Source organism: Collinsella sp. LCP19S3_H3 (genome assembly GCF_052119145.1).
Classification (GTDB): Bacteria; Actinomycetota; Coriobacteriia; order Coriobacteriales; family Coriobacteriaceae; genus Collinsella.
Map to the genome: position 1 here is coordinate 15031 of NZ_JBQKFW010000006.1, position 19118 is coordinate 34148.

At 58.8% G+C, this 19118-nt stretch carries 18 protein-coding genes and 5 tRNA genes; 19 read left to right on the forward strand and 4 right to left on the reverse strand.

Annotation, left to right across the window (positions count from 1 at the left end; all coding sequences use genetic code 11):
* The first annotated feature begins 22 nt into the window (after positions 1-22).
* The 3 genes from ACTQZF_RS04475 to ACTQZF_RS04485 all read left to right on the forward strand — a co-directional run bounded on the left by ACTQZF_RS04475 (position 23) and on the right by ACTQZF_RS04485 (position 5226).
* Positions 23-616 carry a DUF2798 domain-containing protein gene (locus tag ACTQZF_RS04475; protein WP_441554656.1) on the forward strand — a complete coding sequence of 198 codons (594 nt, stop codon included), beginning with the start codon at positions 23-25 and terminating at the stop codon, positions 614-616.
* Positions 617-801: 185 nt separating this feature from the next.
* Positions 802-3444 (forward strand): ATP-dependent Clp protease ATP-binding subunit, encoded by a 2643-nt coding sequence (locus ACTQZF_RS04480; protein ID WP_427718343.1) that lies wholly within the window; start codon positions 802-804, stop codon positions 3442-3444.
* 324 nt (positions 3445-3768) lie between these two features.
* Positions 3769-5226 carry an aminoacyl-histidine dipeptidase gene (locus ACTQZF_RS04485; RefSeq protein ID WP_427796172.1) on the forward strand — a complete coding sequence of 486 codons (1458 nt, stop codon included), beginning with the start codon at positions 3769-3771 and terminating at the stop codon, positions 5224-5226.
* An 80-nt stretch (positions 5227-5306) separates the two neighbouring features.
* Here ACTQZF_RS04485 and ACTQZF_RS04490 read toward each other — a convergent pair whose 3' ends face one another.
* A complete protein-coding gene (locus tag ACTQZF_RS04490) occupies positions 5307-5891 on the reverse strand; it encodes a manganese efflux pump MntP (RefSeq protein ID WP_441554657.1) in 585 nt (194 codons plus the stop codon).
* A gap of 248 nt (positions 5892-6139) precedes the next feature.
* Between ACTQZF_RS04490 and disA the strand changes: the two genes are divergently transcribed.
* The 6 genes from disA (at position 6140) to ACTQZF_RS04520 (ending at position 11625) form a co-directional block, all read left to right on the forward strand.
* The gene (gene disA / locus ACTQZF_RS04495) at positions 6140-7180 is read left to right on the forward strand and encodes a DNA integrity scanning diadenylate cyclase DisA (RefSeq protein ID WP_441554696.1); all 1041 of its coding nucleotides are present in this window, start codon (positions 6140-6142) and stop codon (positions 7178-7180) included.
* Positions 7180-7908, forward strand: a complete 729-nt coding sequence (gene ispD, locus ACTQZF_RS04500) for a 2-C-methyl-D-erythritol 4-phosphate cytidylyltransferase (protein WP_441554658.1) — start codon at positions 7180-7182, stop codon at positions 7906-7908. The genes disA and ispD overlap by 1 nt, the downstream gene beginning before the upstream one ends.
* Positions 7898-8392 (forward strand): 2-C-methyl-D-erythritol 2,4-cyclodiphosphate synthase, encoded by a 495-nt coding sequence (gene ispF / locus ACTQZF_RS04505; RefSeq protein WP_441554659.1) that lies wholly within the window; start codon positions 7898-7900, stop codon positions 8390-8392. Before ispD ends, ispF begins: the two co-directional genes overlap by 11 nt.
* 3 nt (positions 8393-8395) lie before the next feature.
* Positions 8396-9862 carry a cysteine--tRNA ligase gene (gene cysS / locus ACTQZF_RS04510; protein ID WP_441554660.1) on the forward strand — a complete coding sequence of 489 codons (1467 nt, stop codon included), beginning with the start codon at positions 8396-8398 and terminating at the stop codon, positions 9860-9862.
* A gap of 167 nt (positions 9863-10029) precedes the next feature.
* A complete protein-coding gene (rlmB, locus tag ACTQZF_RS04515) occupies positions 10030-10944 on the forward strand; it encodes a 23S rRNA (guanosine(2251)-2'-O)-methyltransferase RlmB (RefSeq protein ID WP_441554661.1) in 915 nt (304 codons plus the stop codon).
* Between the two features lie 3 nt (positions 10945-10947).
* Complete coding sequence (locus ACTQZF_RS04520; protein ID WP_154514764.1) at positions 10948-11625, forward strand: NYN domain-containing protein; 678 nt, start codon at positions 10948-10950, stop codon at positions 11623-11625.
* Between the two features lie 27 nt (positions 11626-11652).
* On the opposite strand, the gene ACTQZF_RS04525 is transcribed toward ACTQZF_RS04520, so the two are convergent.
* The 3 genes from ACTQZF_RS04525 to ACTQZF_RS04535 all read right to left on the reverse strand — a co-directional run bounded on the left by ACTQZF_RS04525 (position 11653) and on the right by ACTQZF_RS04535 (position 14436).
* The gene (locus ACTQZF_RS04525) at positions 11653-12993 is read right to left on the reverse strand and encodes a DNA-binding protein (protein WP_441554662.1); all 1341 of its coding nucleotides are present in this window, start codon (positions 12991-12993) and stop codon (positions 11653-11655) included.
* Between the two features lie 333 nt (positions 12994-13326).
* Entirely contained in the window at positions 13327-13914 is a 588-nt protein-coding gene (locus ACTQZF_RS04530; protein ID WP_154514760.1) for a hypothetical protein, read from the reverse strand.
* Between the two features lie 15 nt (positions 13915-13929).
* Positions 13930-14436 (reverse strand): hypothetical protein, encoded by a 507-nt coding sequence (locus ACTQZF_RS04535; RefSeq protein ID WP_441055518.1) that lies wholly within the window; start codon positions 14434-14436, stop codon positions 13930-13932.
* A 274-nt stretch (positions 14437-14710) separates the two neighbouring features.
* Here ACTQZF_RS04535 and ACTQZF_RS04540 point away from each other — a divergent pair.
* The 10 genes from ACTQZF_RS04540 (at position 14711) to rplK (ending at position 19047) form a co-directional block, all read left to right on the forward strand.
* Positions 14711-14785 (forward strand) — tRNA-Thr (locus ACTQZF_RS04540).
* A gap of 706 nt (positions 14786-15491) precedes the next feature.
* A tRNA-Tyr gene (locus tag ACTQZF_RS04545) sits at positions 15492-15573 on the forward strand.
* Between the two features lie 10 nt (positions 15574-15583).
* Positions 15584-15659: transfer RNA gene (locus ACTQZF_RS04550), tRNA-Thr, on the forward strand.
* 3 nt (positions 15660-15662) lie between these two features.
* Positions 15663-15739 (forward strand) — tRNA-Met (locus ACTQZF_RS04555).
* A gap of 96 nt (positions 15740-15835) precedes the next feature.
* Positions 15836-17026 carry an elongation factor Tu gene (gene tuf / locus ACTQZF_RS04560; protein ID WP_154514756.1) on the forward strand — a complete coding sequence of 397 codons (1191 nt, stop codon included), beginning with the start codon at positions 15836-15838 and terminating at the stop codon, positions 17024-17026.
* A 278-nt stretch (positions 17027-17304) separates the two neighbouring features.
* Complete coding sequence (gene rpmG / locus ACTQZF_RS04565) at positions 17305-17454, forward strand: 50S ribosomal protein L33 (protein ID WP_102372646.1); 150 nt, start codon at positions 17305-17307, stop codon at positions 17452-17454.
* A gap of 13 nt (positions 17455-17467) precedes the next feature.
* Positions 17468-17543 (forward strand) — tRNA-Trp (locus ACTQZF_RS04570).
* A 76-nt stretch (positions 17544-17619) separates the two neighbouring features.
* Positions 17620-17958 carry a preprotein translocase subunit SecE gene (gene secE / locus ACTQZF_RS04575; RefSeq protein ID WP_154514754.1) on the forward strand — a complete coding sequence of 113 codons (339 nt, stop codon included), beginning with the start codon at positions 17620-17622 and terminating at the stop codon, positions 17956-17958.
* A 3-nt stretch (positions 17959-17961) separates the two neighbouring features.
* The gene (nusG, locus tag ACTQZF_RS04580) at positions 17962-18498 is read left to right on the forward strand and encodes a transcription termination/antitermination protein NusG (RefSeq protein ID WP_427718370.1); all 537 of its coding nucleotides are present in this window, start codon (positions 17962-17964) and stop codon (positions 18496-18498) included.
* 120 nt (positions 18499-18618) lie between these two features.
* The gene (gene rplK, locus ACTQZF_RS04585; protein ID WP_022093893.1) at positions 18619-19047 is read left to right on the forward strand and encodes a 50S ribosomal protein L11; all 429 of its coding nucleotides are present in this window, start codon (positions 18619-18621) and stop codon (positions 19045-19047) included.
* Positions 19048-19118 lie beyond the last annotated feature (71 nt).

A 19118-nucleotide genomic window follows, 5' to 3' on the forward strand; every position in this document is an offset into this window, starting at 1 on the left:
CACAGAAAGGATTTTGCCCTTTATGCCTATCAATAAACGAGAGAGCCTGCTGTTCACCTTTATCATGTGCTTTTGCATGGTGCTCTGGATGAGCATCTACAACGTTGCCCTGCAGCACGGGGCCATCAACGGCGAGGTCATTGCCGCCGCGTGGCTCGGCTTCCCCGTTGCCTACATTTTTGCCATGTGCTGCGACTGGTTTGTTGCCAGCCCCCTTGCCAAGGGTTTCGCTTTTAAATTCCTGGTCACGCCGGGTAAGAGCTCACCGCTTGCCATGACGCTCGCCGTCAGCTCCTGCATGGTCGTTCCCATGGTCATCATCATGTCGCTCTACGGCGCGTGTGAAGGCCTGCTCCATATGCCCGGCGGCCCGCTTGCCAATCTGCAGGTGCTGTCGATGATGTGGCTCGTCAACATTCCGCGCAACTTTATCATGGCCCTGCCCTGGAACCTGCTGGTGGCTGGTCCGGTTGCTCGCTTTATCTTCCGCCATGCCTTCCCCATGGGAACCGTCTTTGAAGAGCAGCATATGGAGCTCGTACGTATGCCGGGCGCTCCCGTTGCCGATGTCGTCGATGACGTTGCCGAGAGTATGGACGCCGAGCCCGCCTGCTAGGCAAGAGCCTCTAACCTAGAGCGCCCGCCGCACCCGGCGATTCCTTTTTTGTAGACGTTGTCGTATGGCTGCACGCGGAAAAGGCCACAGCGGTTAACATATACTCCATATGGGTAAAGAGACCAAAGCGCCGCCACGAGTGGCGCTTTGCGTTTGAAAAACTAGCTCGTCTAAGAGGAACTAGCATGTTGGACCGTTTTACCGATCGCGCGCGCAAGGTCATGTCCATGGCCAAGCAGGAGGCGCTCGATCTTCACTCAAATAAGGTGGGTACCGAGCATCTGCTGCTCGCGCTCGCCAAGGAGGACGAGGGCATTGCCGCCGAGGCACTGCGCTCACTCGATATCTCCTACGATGACATCATGGACACGCTCAAGGAGGTCCAGACCACCGTTCCCGAGCCCAGTGAGGAGACCGAGGCCGCTAAGCTCGCTTTTACGCCGCTCGTCATCAGCGTGATGGAGCGTTCCTTCCGCGTGGCGCGCGAGAACAACCAGACCTATGTGTCGACCGAGCACCTGCTCATCGGTATCGTCGAAGAGGGCAACGGCATGGCCATGGACATTCTCATGCGCCTGGGTGTTTCGTCCGCTTCCATTAAAAAAGCCATCGAGAAGCTTACCGCCAAGGATCAAGACAAGAAGCGCCCGCTCGCCGGTGCCGGTGCCGGGCGTCCCGGTACAGGCCTGCCGTTCTTTAGCGGCTCGGACGCCTCGCAGCAAAAGGGGAGCGGCACCGACACGCTCAAGCAGTTCGCCACCAACCTTACGCAGAAGGCGCGCGACGGCGAGCTCGACCCGGTGATCGGTCGCGAAAAGGAAGTCCAGCGCATGATGGAGATCCTTTCGCGCCGCACCAAGAACAACCCGCTTATCTTGGGTGACCCCGGCGTGGGCAAGACGGCCATCGTCGAGGGCCTGGCGCAGCAGATCGCTGCCGGCAACGTGCCCGAGAACCTTATGAACCAGAACATCTGGACGCTCGACCTGCCGGGTCTTGTCGCGGGCGCCAAGTATCGCGGTGAGTTTGAGGAGCGTCTCAAGAACGTGATCCAGGAGGCAACCGAAGCCGACGACGTCATCCTGTTTATCGACGAGATGCACACCATCATCGGTGCCGGTTCTGCCGAGGGATCCATCGATGCAAGCTCCATGCTCAAGCCCGTGCTCGCGCGCGGCGCTTTCCAGATCATCGGTGCCACCACGGCCGAGGAGTTCCGCAAGTACCTCACCAAGGACCCGGCCTTCGAGCGCCGCTTCCAGACCATCGATGTTGAGGAGCCAAGCGTCGAGGACACGGTCAAGATCCTGACCGCGCTCAAGCCGCGCTACGAGGAGCACCACCACGTGCGCTATACGCAGGGTGCCATCGAGGCCGCCGCGAACCTCTCCAACCGCTACATCCAGGATCGCTTCCTGCCCGATAAGGCCATCGACCTCATCGACGAGGCCGGCGCCCGCGCCCGCATTGCCGCCAACCGTGCGCCTGAGCCGGTGCGCGAGGCCGAGCATCGCGTTGAGGAGCTCAAGGCTGCCGCGCAGGAGGCCACCGAGGGCGACGACATGAACAAGGCCGCCGAGATTACCGAGCAGCAGAAGGCTGCCGAGATTGAGCTCGCCGAGGCCAAGGCAGCTTGGACGGCCGAGCTCGACGCCAGCCCGCTCACCATCGATGTCGCCCAGGTTGCCGACATCGTGTCCGTGACCTCGGGCGTGCCGGTGTCTTCGCTCACCGAGAGCGAAAGCCGTCGTCTGTTGCAGACCGAAAGCGTGCTCAAGACCCGCATTATCGGCCAGGATGAAGCTGTCGAGGCCGTGGCCAAGGCAGTGCGCCGCAGCCGCTCGCCGCTCAAGGACCCGCGTCGTCCCGGCGGCAGCTTTATCTTCTTGGGTCCTACCGGCACAGGCAAGACCGAGCTCGCCAAGACGCTCGCCGAGTACCTCTTTGGCAGCAAGGACGCGCTTATCAGCTTCGACATGTCGGAGTTTGGCAGCGAGTTCGAGGTCTCCAAGCTTATCGGTAGCCCCCCGGGCTACGTGGGCCACGACGAGGGCGGTCAGCTCACCAAGGCCGTTCGCCGTCACCCGTACTCGGTCGTGCTGTTCGACGAGATCGAGAAGGCGCACCCCGATATCTTCAACATCTTGCTGCAGGTGCTTGAGGAGGGTCGCCTGACCGATAGCCAGGGCAAGACGGTCGATTTCCGCAACACCGTGATCATCATGACGTCCAACGTGGGCGCCCGCGAGATTGCGCAGGATGCGAGCGTTGGCTTTGGCACCACCGGTGAGCAGGGTCTTACCTCGAGCGAGATTAAGGGCCGTGCGATGGGCGAACTCAAGCGCCTGTTCCGCCCCGAGCTGCTCAACCGTATCGATGACATCGTGGTGTTTCAGAAGCTTTCGGGCGAGAACTTGACCAAGATCGCTCACCTGCTGGTGGACGACTTGCGCCAGCGCCTGATTGCCAACGGCATGAACATCAAACTCACCGATGCGGCCTACGACAAGATCGTAGCCGAGGGTACCGACCTCACCAACGGCGCACGTCCGCTGCGCCGCGCCATCCAAAAGCTCATCGAGGATCCGCTGTCCGAGGAGCTGCTGGCCGGCGAGTGGGGCAGCGGCGATACCGTCCTGTGCGACGTGGCCGACGGCAAGTTCGTCTTTAGCCACGGTACGGGCGAGATCCCAGCGCCGCGTCCGGCAGGTGCGCTTGGGGGCGATACCGCTCCGGAAGCGCCGCACACCGGAAACGCCGCGCCTGTGAGCAGTGGCGTAAGCTCGGGCCCCGGCGGCATGATGCAAGCCGGTTCCGGCGCGCTGTAGGGCGTAACAAAACCTTGTGTCCACGAGGGCGTTCCAAAGGAGCGCCCTTTTTTCTGTTGGAAAGGCCCCTCGTTCAAAGTAAATCTCATTAAACATACCAACGGTGTATGCATAAGCGTTGATCGAGCATTGAGGTTGGTTAAAGGGTCCAACGTCCCTTCGGCGCGGTCCGTCTACCTGCTTTATCTTAATAAAGTGGCGTTTCTCCGCCGTTAGCCGATGATGCGAGAGCGCTCGGCGTTTTCGACTGGTTTATGCAAACGAAGTCTGGGAATATACAAGGCGCATGTCTTATTGTCTAACCAGTTGCGCCAAGGAGGCACCATGGACTACAAGATCACCGGCTATGAGCCCGCCCAGCTGTTCCATTTCTTTGAGGAGGTCAGCGCGATCCCCCGTGGGTCTGGCAACGAGAAGGGCATCAGCGATTTCCTGGTTGCGTTTGCCAAGGAGCGCGGCCTCGATGTGTACCAGGACGAGGTCTACAACGTCATCATTCGCAAGCCCGCATCTGCCGGTGCCGAGAATGCCCCGACCGTAATGCTTCAGGGCCACATCGATATGGTGTGCGACAAATTGGGCTCCGTTGAGCACGACTTTACGACCGATGGTATCGACCTGCTCGTCAAGGACGGCGTTCTCACCGCTAACGGCACCACGCTGGGCGCCGACAACGGTATCGCCGTCGCTCTGATGCTCACTGTTCTCGATGACGATTCGATCGTTCACCCCGCCCTCGAGTGCGTATTCACCACCGACGAGGAGACTGGCCTGGTCGGCGCCGAGACGCTCGACAAGTCCCAGATTAGCGCCCGCACCATGATCAACCTTGACTCCGAGGAAGAGGGCGTTGCCACCGTCAGCTGCGCCGGCGGCGTCGTCGTTACCTACACCTGCCCGATCGCGCGCGAGCACAAGACCGGTAGCACTCTCACGTTCGACATCTCCGGCCTGCTGGGCGGTCACTCCGGCAGCGATATCCACCTGGAGCGCGGCAACGGCAACCTCATCATGGCCCGCATCATCGACCGCCTGATGGTTGCCGGCGAGCCCGCCATCGTTAGCTTTAACGGAGGCACCAAGGACAACGCCATCAACCGTGAGTGCAAGGCTGTTCTGGTCTACGCCGACCACGCTGCCGCCGAGGCCGCGGCCCAGATCGCAAAGGGCATTATCGCCGATGTCACTGCCGAGCTCGAGGTCTTCGACCCCGGCTTTACCTGCACTGTCGAGATTGCCGACGACGCCGAGGTCGAGGCCATGGACGAGAAGTCCGCGCTTGCCCTCATCCGCGCCCTGCGTCTTGCCCCCAATGGCGTGATCCGCCGCAACGTTGCTACCGACGGCTCCGTCGAGGTTTCCTCCAACATCGGTGTGGTTGCCACATCTGACGACGAGGTCAAGATCATGCTGTCCCCGCGCTCCTCGATCACCTCGCTGCAGAACGAGTTCAAGGACCGCCTGCAGACGCTGGCCGATGTCCTGGGCTTCGACGCCAAGTTTGAGTTCGAGTATCCCGGCTGGAGCTATGCCGAGCATTCGCCGGTCCGCGACGTCTTTATCGAGAGCTATCGCGAGCTCTTTGGCTCCGAGCTGCGCATCGAGTCCATCCACGCCGGCCTTGAGTGCGGCCTGTTTGCCGAGGCCCTGCACGGCCTGGACGCCATCGCCGTGGGCCCGACGCTCTCCGATGTCCACACCCCGGACGAGAGCATGGAGCTCGCTTCTGCCGAGCGCTTCTACGAGCTGCTCATCGACGTCCTCAAGCGCCTTGCCGCGTAAAGGTCGCCTTGGTTAAGCCGCTCTAAAACGGCTGGCTATGAAAACGGCCGCCTGGCGTAATGCCGGGCGGCCGTTATTCGTCACAGTGCGAGGATCCCAAGGTGCTCAAGTAGGATCTTAAGCCCGATGAGGACGAGTACGACGCCACCCACGATGGTGGCGGGTTTTTCGTAGCGCGCGCCAAAGGTGTGGCCGATCGCTACGCCGGCGACGGAAAAGATAAACGTTGTGACGCCGATAAGTGATACAGAGGGCACGATATTGACTGAGAGCGCGGCAAACGAGATGCCCACGGCGAGCGCGTCAATCGAGGTGGCGATGGCAAGGATTAGGTACTCGCCCAGGTCGATCTTTTCGGCATCCTTGCCGTCGCCTTCGTCCTCATCCTCGTCTTCGGTAAAGGTTTCCCACAGCATCTTGCCGCCGATAAAGGCCAAAAGGATAAAGGCGATCCAATGGTCTATGGGACCAATGATGCCCATGAACTGGCTGCCGAGTGCCCAACCGATTACGGGCATGCCGGCCTGAAAGCCGCCAAAGAACAGGCCGAGCACAACGGCGACTTTAAGGTTGATCTTTTTCATGCCGAGACCCTTGCAGATGGAAACGGCAAAGGCGTCCATCGAAAGGCCAACGGCGAGCAACACGAGCTCTGCGAGTCCCATAGTCTGGCTCCCTCTCTCCGGGCGAACCCGATTACACGACCACTCCCTCATTTATATGAGACCCGATGCTACCACATGAGCAGCCAAAAGAGCCCCGTCCCAAATGAGCTACCTAAGCGGTGTTCGCTCATTCTGTAAGCATCGGAATTTGCGGGCGTCACAGGGGCAAACCGTGAGAAACTTATTGACGTTTATGGAGCGTATACGATGGGAGCGATGCCTTGGATAAGAACGAGCTGCAAAAGCGTATGGAACAGGCCATCCGCCTGACGGCACCTGGTCAGCCGATCCGCACCGCCCTTGACATGATCATCGCCGGTCACCTGGGTGCCCTTATCTGCGTCGGCGACACCGAAAACGTGCTCGCTGCCGGTAACGACGGCTTCCCGCTCAACATTTCGTTTACCTCGAACCGCCTGTTCGAGCTTTCCAAGATGGACGGCGCCATCGTCATCGACGGCGACCTTACCCAGATCCTGCGCGCCAATTTCCACCTCAATCCCGACCCCTCGCTCGCCACGAGCGAGACGGGCATGCGTCACCGTACTGCCGCTCGCATGTCGGTGCTCACCGACGCCATCGTGATCTCGGTCTCGGCCCGTCGTGCCGTCGTCAACGTGTATGTGCACGGCAAGAGCTATGAGATTCAGCCCGTCACCACCATCATGAGCTCGGTCAACCAGCTCGTCGCTACGCTTCAGACCACCCGTCAGTCGCTCGACCGCTCCCTGCTGCGTCTGACGGCCCTCGAGCTGGACGACTACGTCACGCTCGCCGACATCACCGGCATTTTCTCGAGTTTCGAGATCATGCAGCAGGCAAAGACCGAGCTTAAGGATTGCATTGTCAAGCTGGGCAACCAGGGCAAGCTCGTGCAGATGCAGCTCGAGCAGCTCGCCGGCTCCAGCATGGATACCGAGTACGACTTGATGATTCGCGACTACGCAAGCGATTCCTCCGAGGCAAACGCCGAGAAGATCCGTGCCGAGCTTAGCAGTATGACGCCCAAGGACTTGTCCGACCCGCAGCATGTGGCGGCGGTTCTGGGTTACGACGACTTGGACGAGGACTCCGTCATGACGCCGCTGGGCCTGCGCACGCTTTCGCGCGTGTCCGTCGTGCGCGACGGCGTGGCCGAGAAGATCGTCGACGAGTATGGCTCGCTGCAGGAGCTTATGGACGACATCAGCAAGGATCCGGAGCGCCTGGGCGACTTTGGCGTTAACAACCCTGCCATTCTTGCGGACTCCCTGTACCGCATGAAGGGCACCAAACAGGGGAACGCATAATGGCGCCCGTATGCGCCGTGGTCGTTGCCGGTGGCAGCGGCCAGCGCTTTGGTAATCCCGGTGGCAAGCAGCTCGTCAATGTAGCTGGCCGTCCGCTTATGAGCTGGTCCATCCGCGCGTTTGACCGTAGCGATAAGGTCGGCCACATCGTCGTGGTTTGCCCTGCCGGGCGTCGTGCCGAGATGCGCCGCCTGGCCATCAGCCCGTATTCGTATGACACGCCCATCAGCTTCGCCGATGCCGGCGATACCCGCCAGGACTCCACTCGTGCCGGCGTGCATGCGGTTCCGGCAGGCTTTGAATACGTCGCCATTCACGACGGCGCTCGTCCGCTTATTACTACCGAGGTCATCGATCACGCTATCGACGTGCTCGTGAGTGACCGCTCGCTCGACGGTGTCGTGTGTGGCCAGCCCGCGATCGACACGCTCAAGATCGTCGATGGGGACAACATCGTCGAGACGCCGCCACGCGAACTCTATTGGGCCGCGCAGACGCCGCAGATCTTTAGTGTCGACGCCATGAAACGCGCCCATGCCGCGGCGATTGCCGAGGGCTTTATCGGTACGGACGATTCGTCACTGGTCGAGCGCATGGGTGGGCGCGTCCGCTGCGTCCAGAGCCCGCGCGACAACCTTAAGGTGACGGTGCCCGAGGACTTGCGTCCCGTAACCGCGATTTTGCTCGGGCGGATGGCCGAGAGAGAGGACCTTCCCCATGTTCAGTAACCTGCGCATTGGCCACGGCTACGACGTCCACCGTTTGGTGGAGGGGCGTCGATGTATCATCGGCGGGGTCGACATTCCCTACGAGCGCGGCTTGCTGGGCCACTCGGATGCCGATGTGCTCGCGCACGCGCTGGCCGACGCTATTCTGGGCGCCTGCCGCGGGGGAGACATTGGCAAGCTGTTCCCCGACACCGACCCCGCCTACGAGGGTGCCGACTCGATGGTGTTGCTTGCCCGCGTAATGGACTATGCGCGCGAGCTGGGCTTTGAGTTTGTCGATGCCGACTGCACCATTGCCTGCCAGCAGCCTAAGATCACCCCGCACCGCGATGCCATGCGTGCCAACTTGGCCCATGCCCTGGGCGTTGACGTCGAAAACGTGGGCGTCGCCGCCACCACGACCGAAAAGCTCGGTTGGGAAGGTCAAAGCGAGGGAATTGGCGCCTGGGCCGTCTGCCTGCTACAGAAAACCGTTAAGGAGTAACGAATGCGTATCTACAACAGCGCTACCCATAAAAAGGAAGAGTTCCAGCCCATCGAGCCCGGCAAGGTCCGTATGTACGTGTGCGGCCCCACGGTTTACGACAACATCCACATCGGCAACGCCCGCACGTTCATCAGCTTCGATGTGATTCGACGCTGGCTCATCGCGAGCGGCTACGAGGTCACGTTCGCCCAGAACCTTACCGATGTCGACGACAAGATCATCAAGCGCGCCAACGAACAGGGCCGTACGGCCGCCGAGGTCGCGACGGAGTTCTCGGATAAGTTTATTGGCGTCATGCGCGCTGCCAACGTGCTCGATCCCGATGTGCGCCCCCGCGCCACCAAGGAGATCGGCCCCATGATTGCCATGATCAAGGCGCTCATCGAGCAGGGCCACGCTTACGCCGCCGATAACGGCGACGTGTACTTTTCCGTGCGCAGCGATCCCAACTACGGTCAGGTCTCGGGCCGCAACATCGACGACCTTATGGTGGGTGCGCGCATCGAGGAGAACGAGGACAAGAACGACCCGCTCGACTTTGCGCTGTGGAAGGCCGCCAAGCCCGGCGAGCCCAGCTGGCCGAGCCCCTGGGGCGAGGGCCGTCCTGGTTGGCACACCGAGTGCGCCGCCATGGTGCACCGCTACCTGGGTACCCCGATCGACATTCACGGCGGTGGCTCCGACCTTGCCTTCCCGCATCACGAGAACGAGTGCGCCCAGGCTGCCTGCGCCTGGCACCAGGGCTTCTCCAACACCTGGATGCACACGGGCATGCTGCTGGTCGACGGCGAGAAGATGTCCAAGTCGCTTGGTAACTTCTTTACGCTGGCCGAGGTGCTCGAGCAGCACTCCGCTGCCGCCCTGCGCCTGCTGATGCTGCAGACGAGCTATCGCTCGCCGCTCGACTTCTCCTGGGAGCGCCTGGAGGGTGCCGAGAATTCGCTCACGCGTATCGCCGGTACGGTCGAGAACCTGCGCTGGGCCGCGAACCATGCGACGGCCGATGCCGATGAGGCAGCATCTGAGGCGTTTGCCGCCAAGGCTGCCGAGACCCGTGCCACCTTTAAGGAGTGCATGGACGACGACTTTAACACCGCCGGTGCCATGGGCGCCGTCTTTGGTTTTGTCACCGAGTGCAATCAGTATCTGGAGCAGGCGGGCGACGCTGCCGACAAGGCCGCGGCTCTTGCTGCCGCCGATACGCTGGTCGAGCTGCTCGATACGTTTGGCGTTGAGCTTCCCGAGCCCAAGGTCGAGCTGCCGCTGGGCCTTTTGGGCGTTGCCGCCGGCTTGGTCGCCTACACTGGTGACGACGTGGACGAGGCCGCTGCCAAGATTCTCGAGGCTCGCGCCGAGGCCCGTGCCGCCAAGAACTGGGACTTGGCAGACGCCATCCGCGATCAACTCAAGGAACTGGGCCTGACGATTGAAGATACCGCCGCCGGCACTCGTATCAAATCCCTCTAACCCCCGCGGGTTTCCCAAGCACCCGACCGCCCGAGCCACGGCACCTTGCCTTTCAATCGTCGGGCATGACCTCAAGGTCTATGCCCTCTTCTTTCAAGGCAATCTGCCGCACCTCGGGCGGTCGGTCTATTTGTTTCGTTTGATAGTTGTATTTAGGAGGCCGTCCTATGGCCGACAATCGCAAGCGTGCGCCTCGTGGCGGCAAGCAGGCCGCTTCTGGCCCGCGTCCGATTCGCCGAAATGACCGCGCTGCCTCTTCCAAGGGCCAGCGCGATCGCACCCAAGCTGCGCGTCCGCAGCGCGATCGCAACCGCGACGCTGTCCAGGCTCCCAAGGGCGAGTTTATCGAAGGCCGTCGCGCTGCCGCCGAGGCGCTGCGCACCGGTTTTCCCATCAAGTGCGCGCTCATTGCCGAGGGCGGGGAGCGCGATGCCGCCCTGTCTCGTCTGGTCGATGACCTCAACGCCGTGTGTGTCCGCATTAAGTACGTGCCGCGCGCGCAGCTCGATGCGCTGTCGAGCCACGGCGCTCACCAGGGTATTGCACTCGAGGTGGGCAACTTTCCATATGCGGATGTCGCCGATATCCTCGACCGTGCAGGCGAGGGTCCGGCACTTGTCGTGGTGCTCGACCACGTGACCGACGACGGTAACTTTGGCGCCATCGTGCGCTCCGCCGAGGTCGTGGGCGCGGCGGGCGTCATCATCGCCAACAAGCGCGCTGCCGGCGTGACCGTTGGTAGCTACAAGACCTCCGCCGGCGCCGTCATGCATCTGCCTATCGCGCAGGTCCCTAACATTGCCCGTGCGCTCGACGATCTTAAGGCCGCTGGCTTTTGGGTGGGCGGCGCCTCCGAGCACGCCGAGGGCAGTTGCTGGGATGCTCCCTTCGAGGGTCGCGTGGCGCTCGTCATGGGCTCCGAGGGCGACGGCATCTCGCGCCTGGTGCTCGAGAAATGCGACTTTTTGACCAAGCTTCCTCAGCGTGGCATGACCGAGAGCCTCAACGTTGCCCAGGCAACGACGGCACTGTGTTTTGAGTGGCTACGTCGCAACGCCGGCGAGCTCATGGGGGAGGAGTAGCGCATGTCCAAGAAGAACCGCGCCAAGTCTAAGGCCAAACGCTTTGGCGAAGGCTCGGCCAAGCCGATTGTCTCGGCCGCGACCTATGGCGTGGGCGGCAATGCGTTTGCGCAGGCTATCGCCGACCCGGTCTCCACGGTGCACTCCAATAAGCCCGAGCTGTTAGTGGTCGACGGCTACAATGTGATCCACTGCACGCCGCGCTACGAAAAGCTCGTGTACGACCATTCCGACGATCCGTATTCCAGCGACGTTCACGATATGGCGCGCACCGCCCTTATCAACGACGTCGCCGCCTTTGCCCAGGGCCGCTACGAGGCCGTGATTGTGTTTGACGGCGCTGGCAATATCTCCAGCGAGCGCCCCAACCTGCCGGCCCGCGGCGTGCGCATCGAGTTTTCGCCGACGGGTGTATCGGCCGATACCGTGGTACAAAAGCTCTGCATCGAGGCGCGCGAGGAAGGCCGCGCGTGCTCCGTGGTGTCGAGTGACGGCACAATTCAAGCCGTCGTCATGGGCAAGGGCGTTACGCGCATCTCGAGCCGCATGCTGGTGGACGAGATCAAACAGATCGATAACGACGTCCGCGAGGCAGAGGAGGCTCCGCAGATCAAGATGACTCTGGGCAGTCGTTTGAGCCCCGAGGCATTGGCCAAGCTCAAGGCCCTGCGCGGGAGGTAGGGGAGTTGGCGGGGCGATACTGTTTCGTTAACTCCATTCAGCGATGTCAATCATTCTTTTGAGGCGCCATGTTAGCGCCTCTTTTAGATAAGGCAGTCTCGCTGTAAGAGCGTCGTTTTTGGATAGGATTTCGATTGCCTCGTCAACGAAACCCTCGAGCTTGTCGTCGTCAAACCAGCTCATATCCTCGACAAGCAGCATTTGTTTCGCGGGGCTTGAATGAAACTGCGCGCTGGTAAAACTGTGCTCCCCTGCCTTAAGCTCCTCTAGAGAAACGTTGCACCAGAGCGATGAGCCCGAATCGAAGATGGGGGCAGGTCTGCAGGCTAGCGTGTTGACGTTTCGCACAAGGCCAAAGTTACGCCAATGACGGTCATAGTTGGCGATGATGTCGTCGCACACGATCATGCGGTCAAGGGCATCCTTGGCACCTGTTACCCCGAGCTTCTCGCAGTTTGCTACATATCGCTCGTAGTCGGTTAGTCTTTCATCTGCGTTTGCGTACTGGTTTACATAAAACGCAGGGACATACTCTTCTTCATCAGTTAAGAAGACATCGCATTTGCTCAGGGCGGAAGTGCCCGTGCCCTCGAGCGAGTAAGGCACATAATCGCAGGCGTTTAGGATGCGACGATGGAGCGCGGTCGCTACCAGCTCGTTATATGGTTCTTGGTTCAGGTGCGCTCCTGCCTTATGCAGAATTCGACGCCCGCCCTCGCATGTCCAATACTTCTGAAGGTTGCCGTCCGAGGTGTTATCGGGCTTTGCGGCGGCTGCTTTGCCCTCTGGGGCGAAGGGTGCGATGGACAGAGAGACGTCGTCAAAAGCATTATTGAAGAAGTTAATATCCTCCCACGCGAGACCGGAATCTTGGGGTCTAATCCAATACTGGTCGGATAGGGAGAGGCCGAGATTTCGCTGGATGAGTTCGTCGGGAACATCGACTGCTGCTTCTGCCAACAGGGATGCAAGCCCAATGCGCGCGAGCGGGATACCGCGGCCTCGCCACCAAATGCGGAAAGAGTCGAGCGACACGGGATTATTGGGGCCAAGTACTCCAATAGGGGCGTGAGCGTAATCGATGTCGGCACCGATGTGGGTAAAGTCTTTTCGCGATGTGCTGTAGACCAGCTGGGCGACTTCGTGCGTGCGGTTCATGAGGGTAAACGTAATCTCGCTTTTTCCATGGCCTCGACGGGGGCGTCCCCCCGTTTTGGTCACGGAGCGGAGTCGTGCGTTGACGCTGTCTTTGTCGATGAGCCATACACCAGAAGCCTTGCGTGCCTCAAGTGCTCCGTTTTTTATGAGCTCTTGCACCCTGCGCGGGGTGATGTCGAGTAGCTCTGCAGCTTCCTTCGTGGTCAACATCGCGAAACCCTTCGCCAGAACGAATAGTTTTATCTATTCTATTGTAATTAATACTATTCGTTCTGACGAATAGTTTTGAAATTGAGGTCGAAATGGCTGAAATGAATGGGCTTTTGGCTGAACGATTGTAGAGAATTACGCATTTTAAATGCCTGCGGAAGATCAACCGCAACGCACGGTAGCTTCTTAGCGGACAAGGGGGTTGATTGCTTGGCACGGTTGTTGAAGCTGTCCAGATAACATGCAGACTTTTTATCTGGCTAAGATGGTGAGCGATGCGGGTAATTACGTAAAAGAAAGGGGCAAGCCGAAGCTCGCCCCGGAGAGTAACGTCTATGCGTTCGCTGTGACCTCGATTACGGGATGGTTGCCGCGGTATGAGGTGACATACGCCTTGGCAGTTTCATTTTGTTCCGCCGCTTTGATTCGATCAGCGAACTCCTTGTTGAGGGCGCCGACCGGCTCGCCCACAAGGTTAGTGGCTACGAGCGTGTCTCCCTCCTCTTGGAACGTAATGCTTGAACCAATGGGGGCATCTACGGCGCCGGTACAGGCTTCGAGCTCCATAGGCGTGTCAATTGCCTTCTGGACTGCGAGGATGGTGCGCTTATTGGCAATGAGGAGATTCGTTCCGATCCATGCGATGCCAGAAACGACGGCAGCGGAAATTGCCAGTGCGGATACTCCTATACAAAATGTGGCGGTTGAGGTCGCGTTGTTGTATTTATCCAGGTAGTCGCTCCCGTCGAGAAATTCGTACGTTGACGTAATACGCAGGTACTCTGAGTAGTTGCTCTGTGCATCCGACTGGACTGATACGGCAATAATGACGAATACCACCGAGATGACGATGAGCGCCAGGGTCGTGATGACGGTCTTCTTTCGGAACTGGCCGAGTGGAGTTGAGTCGATATCGTTCACGGCTGATCTTCTTTCTTAGAACATCTGCTTATACGGTGTGCTGTAATCGCTGCGCGTGGGGTCGTCCTCGTCCCCATACTCGCAGTAACGACTCTGCATGCCGGCGACGTTGTCATCGACGGCCTCGGTGAGGTCGATCGTATAGGACTGCCCGGGTTCCACAGTGGTGTAGGCAGCGTTCTTGTTATAGGACATGTAGGAGTCGATGATGTTTCCGTCCATATCTAGCTCGTCGATGTGGAAACCAAGGAACTGCTGGGGTTCCTTGCTGTTGTTCACGACGGTGACATACATTTCCCAGTAACCGTAATCATCGTCCTCGCCACGTTCAACACCGCTTATCGTGAAGACGTCTTTGGGTTCTGCTTTACCCTCAGTCTCTTTGGATTCCTGGGTGTTTTCGCCCTCTGTCTCCTTGGGCTCTGAATTGGATGCGCGCTGTTGGCAGCCTGCGAGGGCCAGAAGTGCACCGATGCCGGTGGCAACGAAGGCCTTGCGAGACATGGGTTGTGTTTGCAGCATGGCAAATCTCCTTTTGCTAGTTCCCGACAAGCAGATTATACAAATACCGTTTGTGCGGCGGTGTTGCCGTAATCACTGTTCAGCGCGCACGCTGCTATTAGGCGCTTTCATAAAAGTCTGTGCGCTTTGATACAGTTATCAGTGCGGAATGAATATGCCGGGTTAATTAAACAGGCTAAACGTGCATCACGTGCGCATGTCGTGTCGCAGACCTGTTGCGCCGTGCCTCTAATTCCTTTATTCTTATCTGGCTTCGCGCGAAAGCGCCAAGTGTGCCAGTGTGGCGCAACGGTAGCGCAACTGATTTGTAATCAGTGGGTTGCAGGTTCGATTCCTGTCACTGGCTCCATGAGAGTTTCGGGCTCTGTTCCTTGTGGGACAGGGTCCGTTTCTATTTATGTCGATATGTAAGCGGGTTTGACTCCCACCAAGCTTCAGGTTTGTCTCGATCTGTAACATGAGGACGAGCATTCAGCTTCCAGCTGTTACAGATATAGACAATCTGGGGGCGAGCTGAGAAGTGTCTCAAACTGTAACAACTAGGGAAGGAAAACCGTTCTAACTGTTACAGCATGAGACGTAAGCTAGGGTCTCTGCGAAACATCTCAAACTGTAACAACTAGGGAAGGAAAACCGTTCTTGCTGTTACAGATTTAGATAAACGGGAGACCGCCAGGGAAACATCTCGATCTGTAACAAATAGGGGAGAAAATGTTCTCTAAATGTTACAGATCGAGACAAAGGCCGGACCGGTCCCAGTCATCCTGGTTGAGCGAGGATATTCGGACGCACGAGGATCGTTATCGAAAGTCGATACCGCAAGCGTACTCCACCACACCAAAGTGTTCCCTTGGGAAATGTCGTCAGCGCAGCCAAATCCGCCGTCCTTCATATCTAAATTCAGCAAAACCGCAGGTCAAAGGTATATAGATACGCCCGGAACCGTGTATTTAGAGGTTTTCGTTGACAGCCCCCAAGGTTGCATCGTATTATCTTTTTCGTTCGCGGGGGCGGAGGCCCAAAAGACCAAAGAACCTGCGGATACTTGAACGATTGGGAGTTTGCCCGAGTGGTTAATGGGGACGGGCTGTAAACCCGTTGGCTCTGCCTACATAGGTTCGAATCCTATAGCTCCCACCCGTCAAGTGCCTGTATAGCTCAGTCGGTAGAGCACTTCGTTGGTAACGAAGAGGTCACCAGTTCAAGTCTGGTTGCAGGCTCCATCCGGCGGTGTAGCTCAGTTGGTTAGAGCACACGGTTCATACCCGTGGCGTCACTGGTTCGAATCCAGTCACCGCTACCATAGGTAACACGGTGGCTTCTCAATAGTATGTTGAGAGGCCACTATGGTATAAAGGCATAGTCCCGTCCGGGGACGACCTGTTTAGAGGAGGGCTTTATGGCCAAAGAGAAGTTTGAGCGCACTAAGCCGCATGTTAACATCGGCACCATCGGTCACGTCGACCACGGCAAGACCACGCTGACCGCTGCCATCACCAAGGTTCTCTCCGAGACCGAGGGCTGCAAGGCTGACTTCACTGCGTTCGAGAACATCGACAAGGCTCCCGAGGAGCGCGAGCGCGGCATTACGATCTCCGTCTCCCACGTCGAGTACGAGACTGCTGCCCGTCACTACGCTCACGTTGACTGCCCGGGCCACGCTGACTACGTCAAGAACATGATCTCCGGTGCTGCTCAGATGGACGGCGCTATCCTGGTCATCGCCGCTACCGACGGCCCCATGGCTCAGACCCGCGAGCACATCCTGCTCGCCCGTCAGGTCGGCGTTCCCTACATCGTCGTCTTCCTGAACAAGTGCGACATGGTCGACGATGACGAGCTCATCGACCTCGTCGAGATGGAGACCCGTGAGCTCCTTTCCGAGTACGAATTCCCCGGCGACGACATCCCCGTCATCCGTGGTTCCGCTCTGGGCGCTCTCGAGGGCGACGCCAAGTGGATGGACGCCATTCGCGAGCTCATGTCTGCCGTCGACGAGTACATCCCGACGCCTGCTCGTGACAACGACCTCCCGTTCCTGATGGCCGTTGAGGACGTTATGACCATCTCCGGCCGTGGTACCGTTGCTACCGGCCGTGTCGAGCGCGGTGAGCTCAAGCTCAACGAGCCCGTCGAGATCGTCGGCATCAAGGATACCCAGAACACCGTCGTTACCGGTATCGAGATGTTCCGTAAGTCCATGGACTTCTGCGAGGCTGGCGACAACGTCGGTCTGCTGCTCCGCGGCATCAAGCGCGAGGACATCGAGCGCGGCCAGGTTCTCTGCAAGCCCGGTTCGGTTACCCCGCACACCAAGTTCACCGGTGAGATCTACGTTCTGACCAAGGAGGAGGGCGGCCGTCACACCCCGTTCTTCGATGGTTATCGTCCTCAGTTCTACTTCCGTACCACCGACGTTACCGGTACGGTCAAGCTCCCCGAGGGCACCGAGATGGCTATGCCTGGTGACCACATCACCATCGAGGGCGACCTCATTCACCCGATCGCTATGGAGGAGGGCCTGCGCTTCGCTATCCGCGAGGGTGGCCACACCGTCGGTTCGGGCATCGTCTCCACGATCATTGAGTAAATTAGCTCTCTGATACAGCTGACTTAGAGAACCCGGCACTTATATGGGTGCCGGGTTCTTTTCTACGTGGGTCTTTTTGCCTGATGATTACGCTTAGCTCGCTCTTAAGTTGAGCGTGAGGAATCGATTAGATCTCGTTGGCTCCATTGATGTGTTCCAAATATGAATGGATCTACCGAGAACCAATTGATGCGAGGTTTTCATTGACAGCACTTACGTAGAGCTGATAAAGTACCAACTCGTGCCCGTACGGGGCGGATATGAAAGGTTCAGGATACATGCGTACTCTAGTTACTCTTGCGTGCACTGAGTGCAAGCGCCGCAACTATACGACCACTAAGAACAAGGCGAACATGCCTGATCGTATGGAGATCAAGAAGTATTGCCCCTGGTGCCGTCACCACACGCTGCACAAAGAGACTCGCTAGTCTCTAGTCACATACGCCAGTAGTTCAATTGGTAGAGCATCGGTCTCCAAAACCGAGTGTTGAGGGTTCGAGTCCTTCCTGGCGTGCCAGTCATTATTCCGTAAGCTCCCATTTGGGGGCTTACGGTTTACTCATGTATAAGCGCATTGCGCGGAGGTAACCCAAATGGCCAACAAGAAGAACAAGAAGAAGGCACAGCAGCAGGCGCCTGCCAACAAAGCTGCCGCCAACTCCAAGGTTGAGGCCAAGAAGGCCGTTGCCAAGAAGAGCGAGAAGGCTGCGAAGTCCAAGAAGAACGAGAAGCCCGGTTTCTTCGCCCGCACCAAGAAGTATTTTGCTTCGGTGAAGTCCGAGATGAAGCGTGTCACGTGGCCCGATAAGAAGGAGCTCGTGAACTACTCGGTCGTCGTTTGCGCTTCTCTGATCGTCGTCGGCGTCGTCATCGCTCTGCTCGATGCTGGCTTTGGCGAGGCTCTTGCTCTGTTCTCTGGATTGAGGGGCTAAACCATGTCTAAGCGTTGGTACGTCGTCCACACTTACTCTGGATACGAGAACCGCGTTAAGTCCGATCTCGAGCATCGCATCGAGACCATGGGCATGCAGGATCGTATCTTTGATATTGAGATTCCTATGGAGCGCGTCACCGAGATCAAAGAGGGTGGCAAGCGCGAGACCAAGGATTCTAAGATCTTCCCGGGTTATGTCCTGGTTCGCATGGAGATGGATGACGATGCATGGACGTGTGTTCGCAACACGCCCGGCGTCACCGGTTTCCTGGGCGGCAACGGCAAGCCCGCTCCGCTTTCCCGCGACGAGTACAATAAGATGACTCGTCGTCCCGGTAAGGGCGATTCGCCCAAGCGTACGTCGGTTGATATTGAGGTCGGTACGTCCGTCCGCGTCACCGATGGCCCGCTTACCGACTTTGATGGCAAGGTCTCCGAGGTTAACGCCGAGGCAGGCAAGCTCAAGGTCACGCTGATGATCTTTGGCCGCGAGACGCCGGTCGAGCTCGACTTTAACCAGGTCGCTGTCATCGCTTAAGTTTTCGTCCGTTCGCGCGAGCGTGCTTCTTCTGTGACTGCTCATCTCAGGAGTGCTTCTAACACGTGCGTGCTTACGATATAGCAAGTACTTCACACTCGTGATTCGAAAGGAATGACCATGGCTGAGAAGAAGGTTGCCAACGTCATTAAGCTCCAGATTCCTGCTGGTGCCGCTAACCCCGCTCCTCCCGTCGGCCCCGCCCTGGGCGCTGCTGGCGTGAACATCATGCAGTTCTGCCAGGCCTTTAACGCCGAGACGCAGGACAAGAAGGGCGACATTATCCCCGTTGAGATCTCTGTCTACGAGGATAAGTCCTTCTCCTTCATCACCAAGACTCCGCCGGCGGCTCACCTCATCAAGAAGGAGCTGAACCTCAAGTCTGGTTCCGCTAAGCCCCAGGCCGACAAGGTTGGCCAGCTCTCTCAGGAGCAGCTCACCAAGATCGCCGAGATCAAGATGCCGGACCTCAATGCCAACGACATTGACGCCGCCAAGAAGATCATCGCCGGTACCGCCCGTTCCATGGGCGTCACCATCGCTGAGTAGCGTTTTTCTAGGTAACGACGGGTGCTCCGACCGGGGCGCCCGTTAAATGTGTGCAATAGGGCACACGATAC

What these genes read in the sequence shown, in the direction of transcription:
- disA (WP_441554696.1), top strand. Translation starts at nt 6,140, where the DNA reads ATGGAACAGGCCATCCGCCTGACGGCACCTGGTCAGCCGATCCGCACC.
- ACTQZF_RS04475 (WP_441554656.1), top strand. Translation starts at nt 23, where the DNA reads ATGCCTATCAATAAACGAGAGAGCCTGCTGTTCACCTTTATCATGTGC.
- cysS (WP_441554660.1), top strand. Translation starts at nt 8,396, where the DNA reads ATGCGTATCTACAACAGCGCTACCCATAAAAAGGAAGAGTTCCAGCCC.
- ACTQZF_RS04520 (WP_154514764.1), top strand. Translation starts at nt 10,948, where the DNA reads ATGTCCAAGAAGAACCGCGCCAAGTCTAAGGCCAAACGCTTTGGCGAA.
- ACTQZF_RS04480 (WP_427718343.1), top strand. Translation starts at nt 802, where the DNA reads ATGTTGGACCGTTTTACCGATCGCGCGCGCAAGGTCATGTCCATGGCC.
- secE (WP_154514754.1), top strand. Translation starts at nt 17,620, where the DNA reads ATGGCCAACAAGAAGAACAAGAAGAAGGCACAGCAGCAGGCGCCTGCC.
- tuf (WP_154514756.1), top strand. Translation starts at nt 15,836, where the DNA reads ATGGCCAAAGAGAAGTTTGAGCGCACTAAGCCGCATGTTAACATCGGC.
- ACTQZF_RS04485 (WP_427796172.1), top strand. Translation starts at nt 3,769, where the DNA reads ATGGACTACAAGATCACCGGCTATGAGCCCGCCCAGCTGTTCCATTTC.
- rpmG (WP_102372646.1), top strand. Translation starts at nt 17,305, where the DNA reads ATGCGTACTCTAGTTACTCTTGCGTGCACTGAGTGCAAGCGCCGCAAC.
- ACTQZF_RS04490 (WP_441554657.1), bottom strand. Translation starts at nt 5,891, where the DNA reads ATGGGACTCGCAGAGCTCGTGTTGCTCGCCGTTGGCCTTTCGATGGAC.
- rplK (WP_022093893.1), top strand. Translation starts at nt 18,619, where the DNA reads ATGGCTGAGAAGAAGGTTGCCAACGTCATTAAGCTCCAGATTCCTGCT.
- ispF (WP_441554659.1), top strand. Translation starts at nt 7,898, where the DNA reads ATGTTCAGTAACCTGCGCATTGGCCACGGCTACGACGTCCACCGTTTG.
- ACTQZF_RS04525 (WP_441554662.1), bottom strand. Translation starts at nt 12,993, where the DNA reads ATGTTGACCACGAAGGAAGCTGCAGAGCTACTCGACATCACCCCGCGC.
- ACTQZF_RS04535 (WP_441055518.1), bottom strand. Translation starts at nt 14,436, where the DNA reads ATGCTGCAAACACAACCCATGTCTCGCAAGGCCTTCGTTGCCACCGGC.
- nusG (WP_427718370.1), top strand. Translation starts at nt 17,962, where the DNA reads ATGTCTAAGCGTTGGTACGTCGTCCACACTTACTCTGGATACGAGAAC.
- ispD (WP_441554658.1), top strand. Translation starts at nt 7,180, where the DNA reads ATGGCGCCCGTATGCGCCGTGGTCGTTGCCGGTGGCAGCGGCCAGCGC.
- rlmB (WP_441554661.1), top strand. Translation starts at nt 10,030, where the DNA reads ATGGCCGACAATCGCAAGCGTGCGCCTCGTGGCGGCAAGCAGGCCGCT.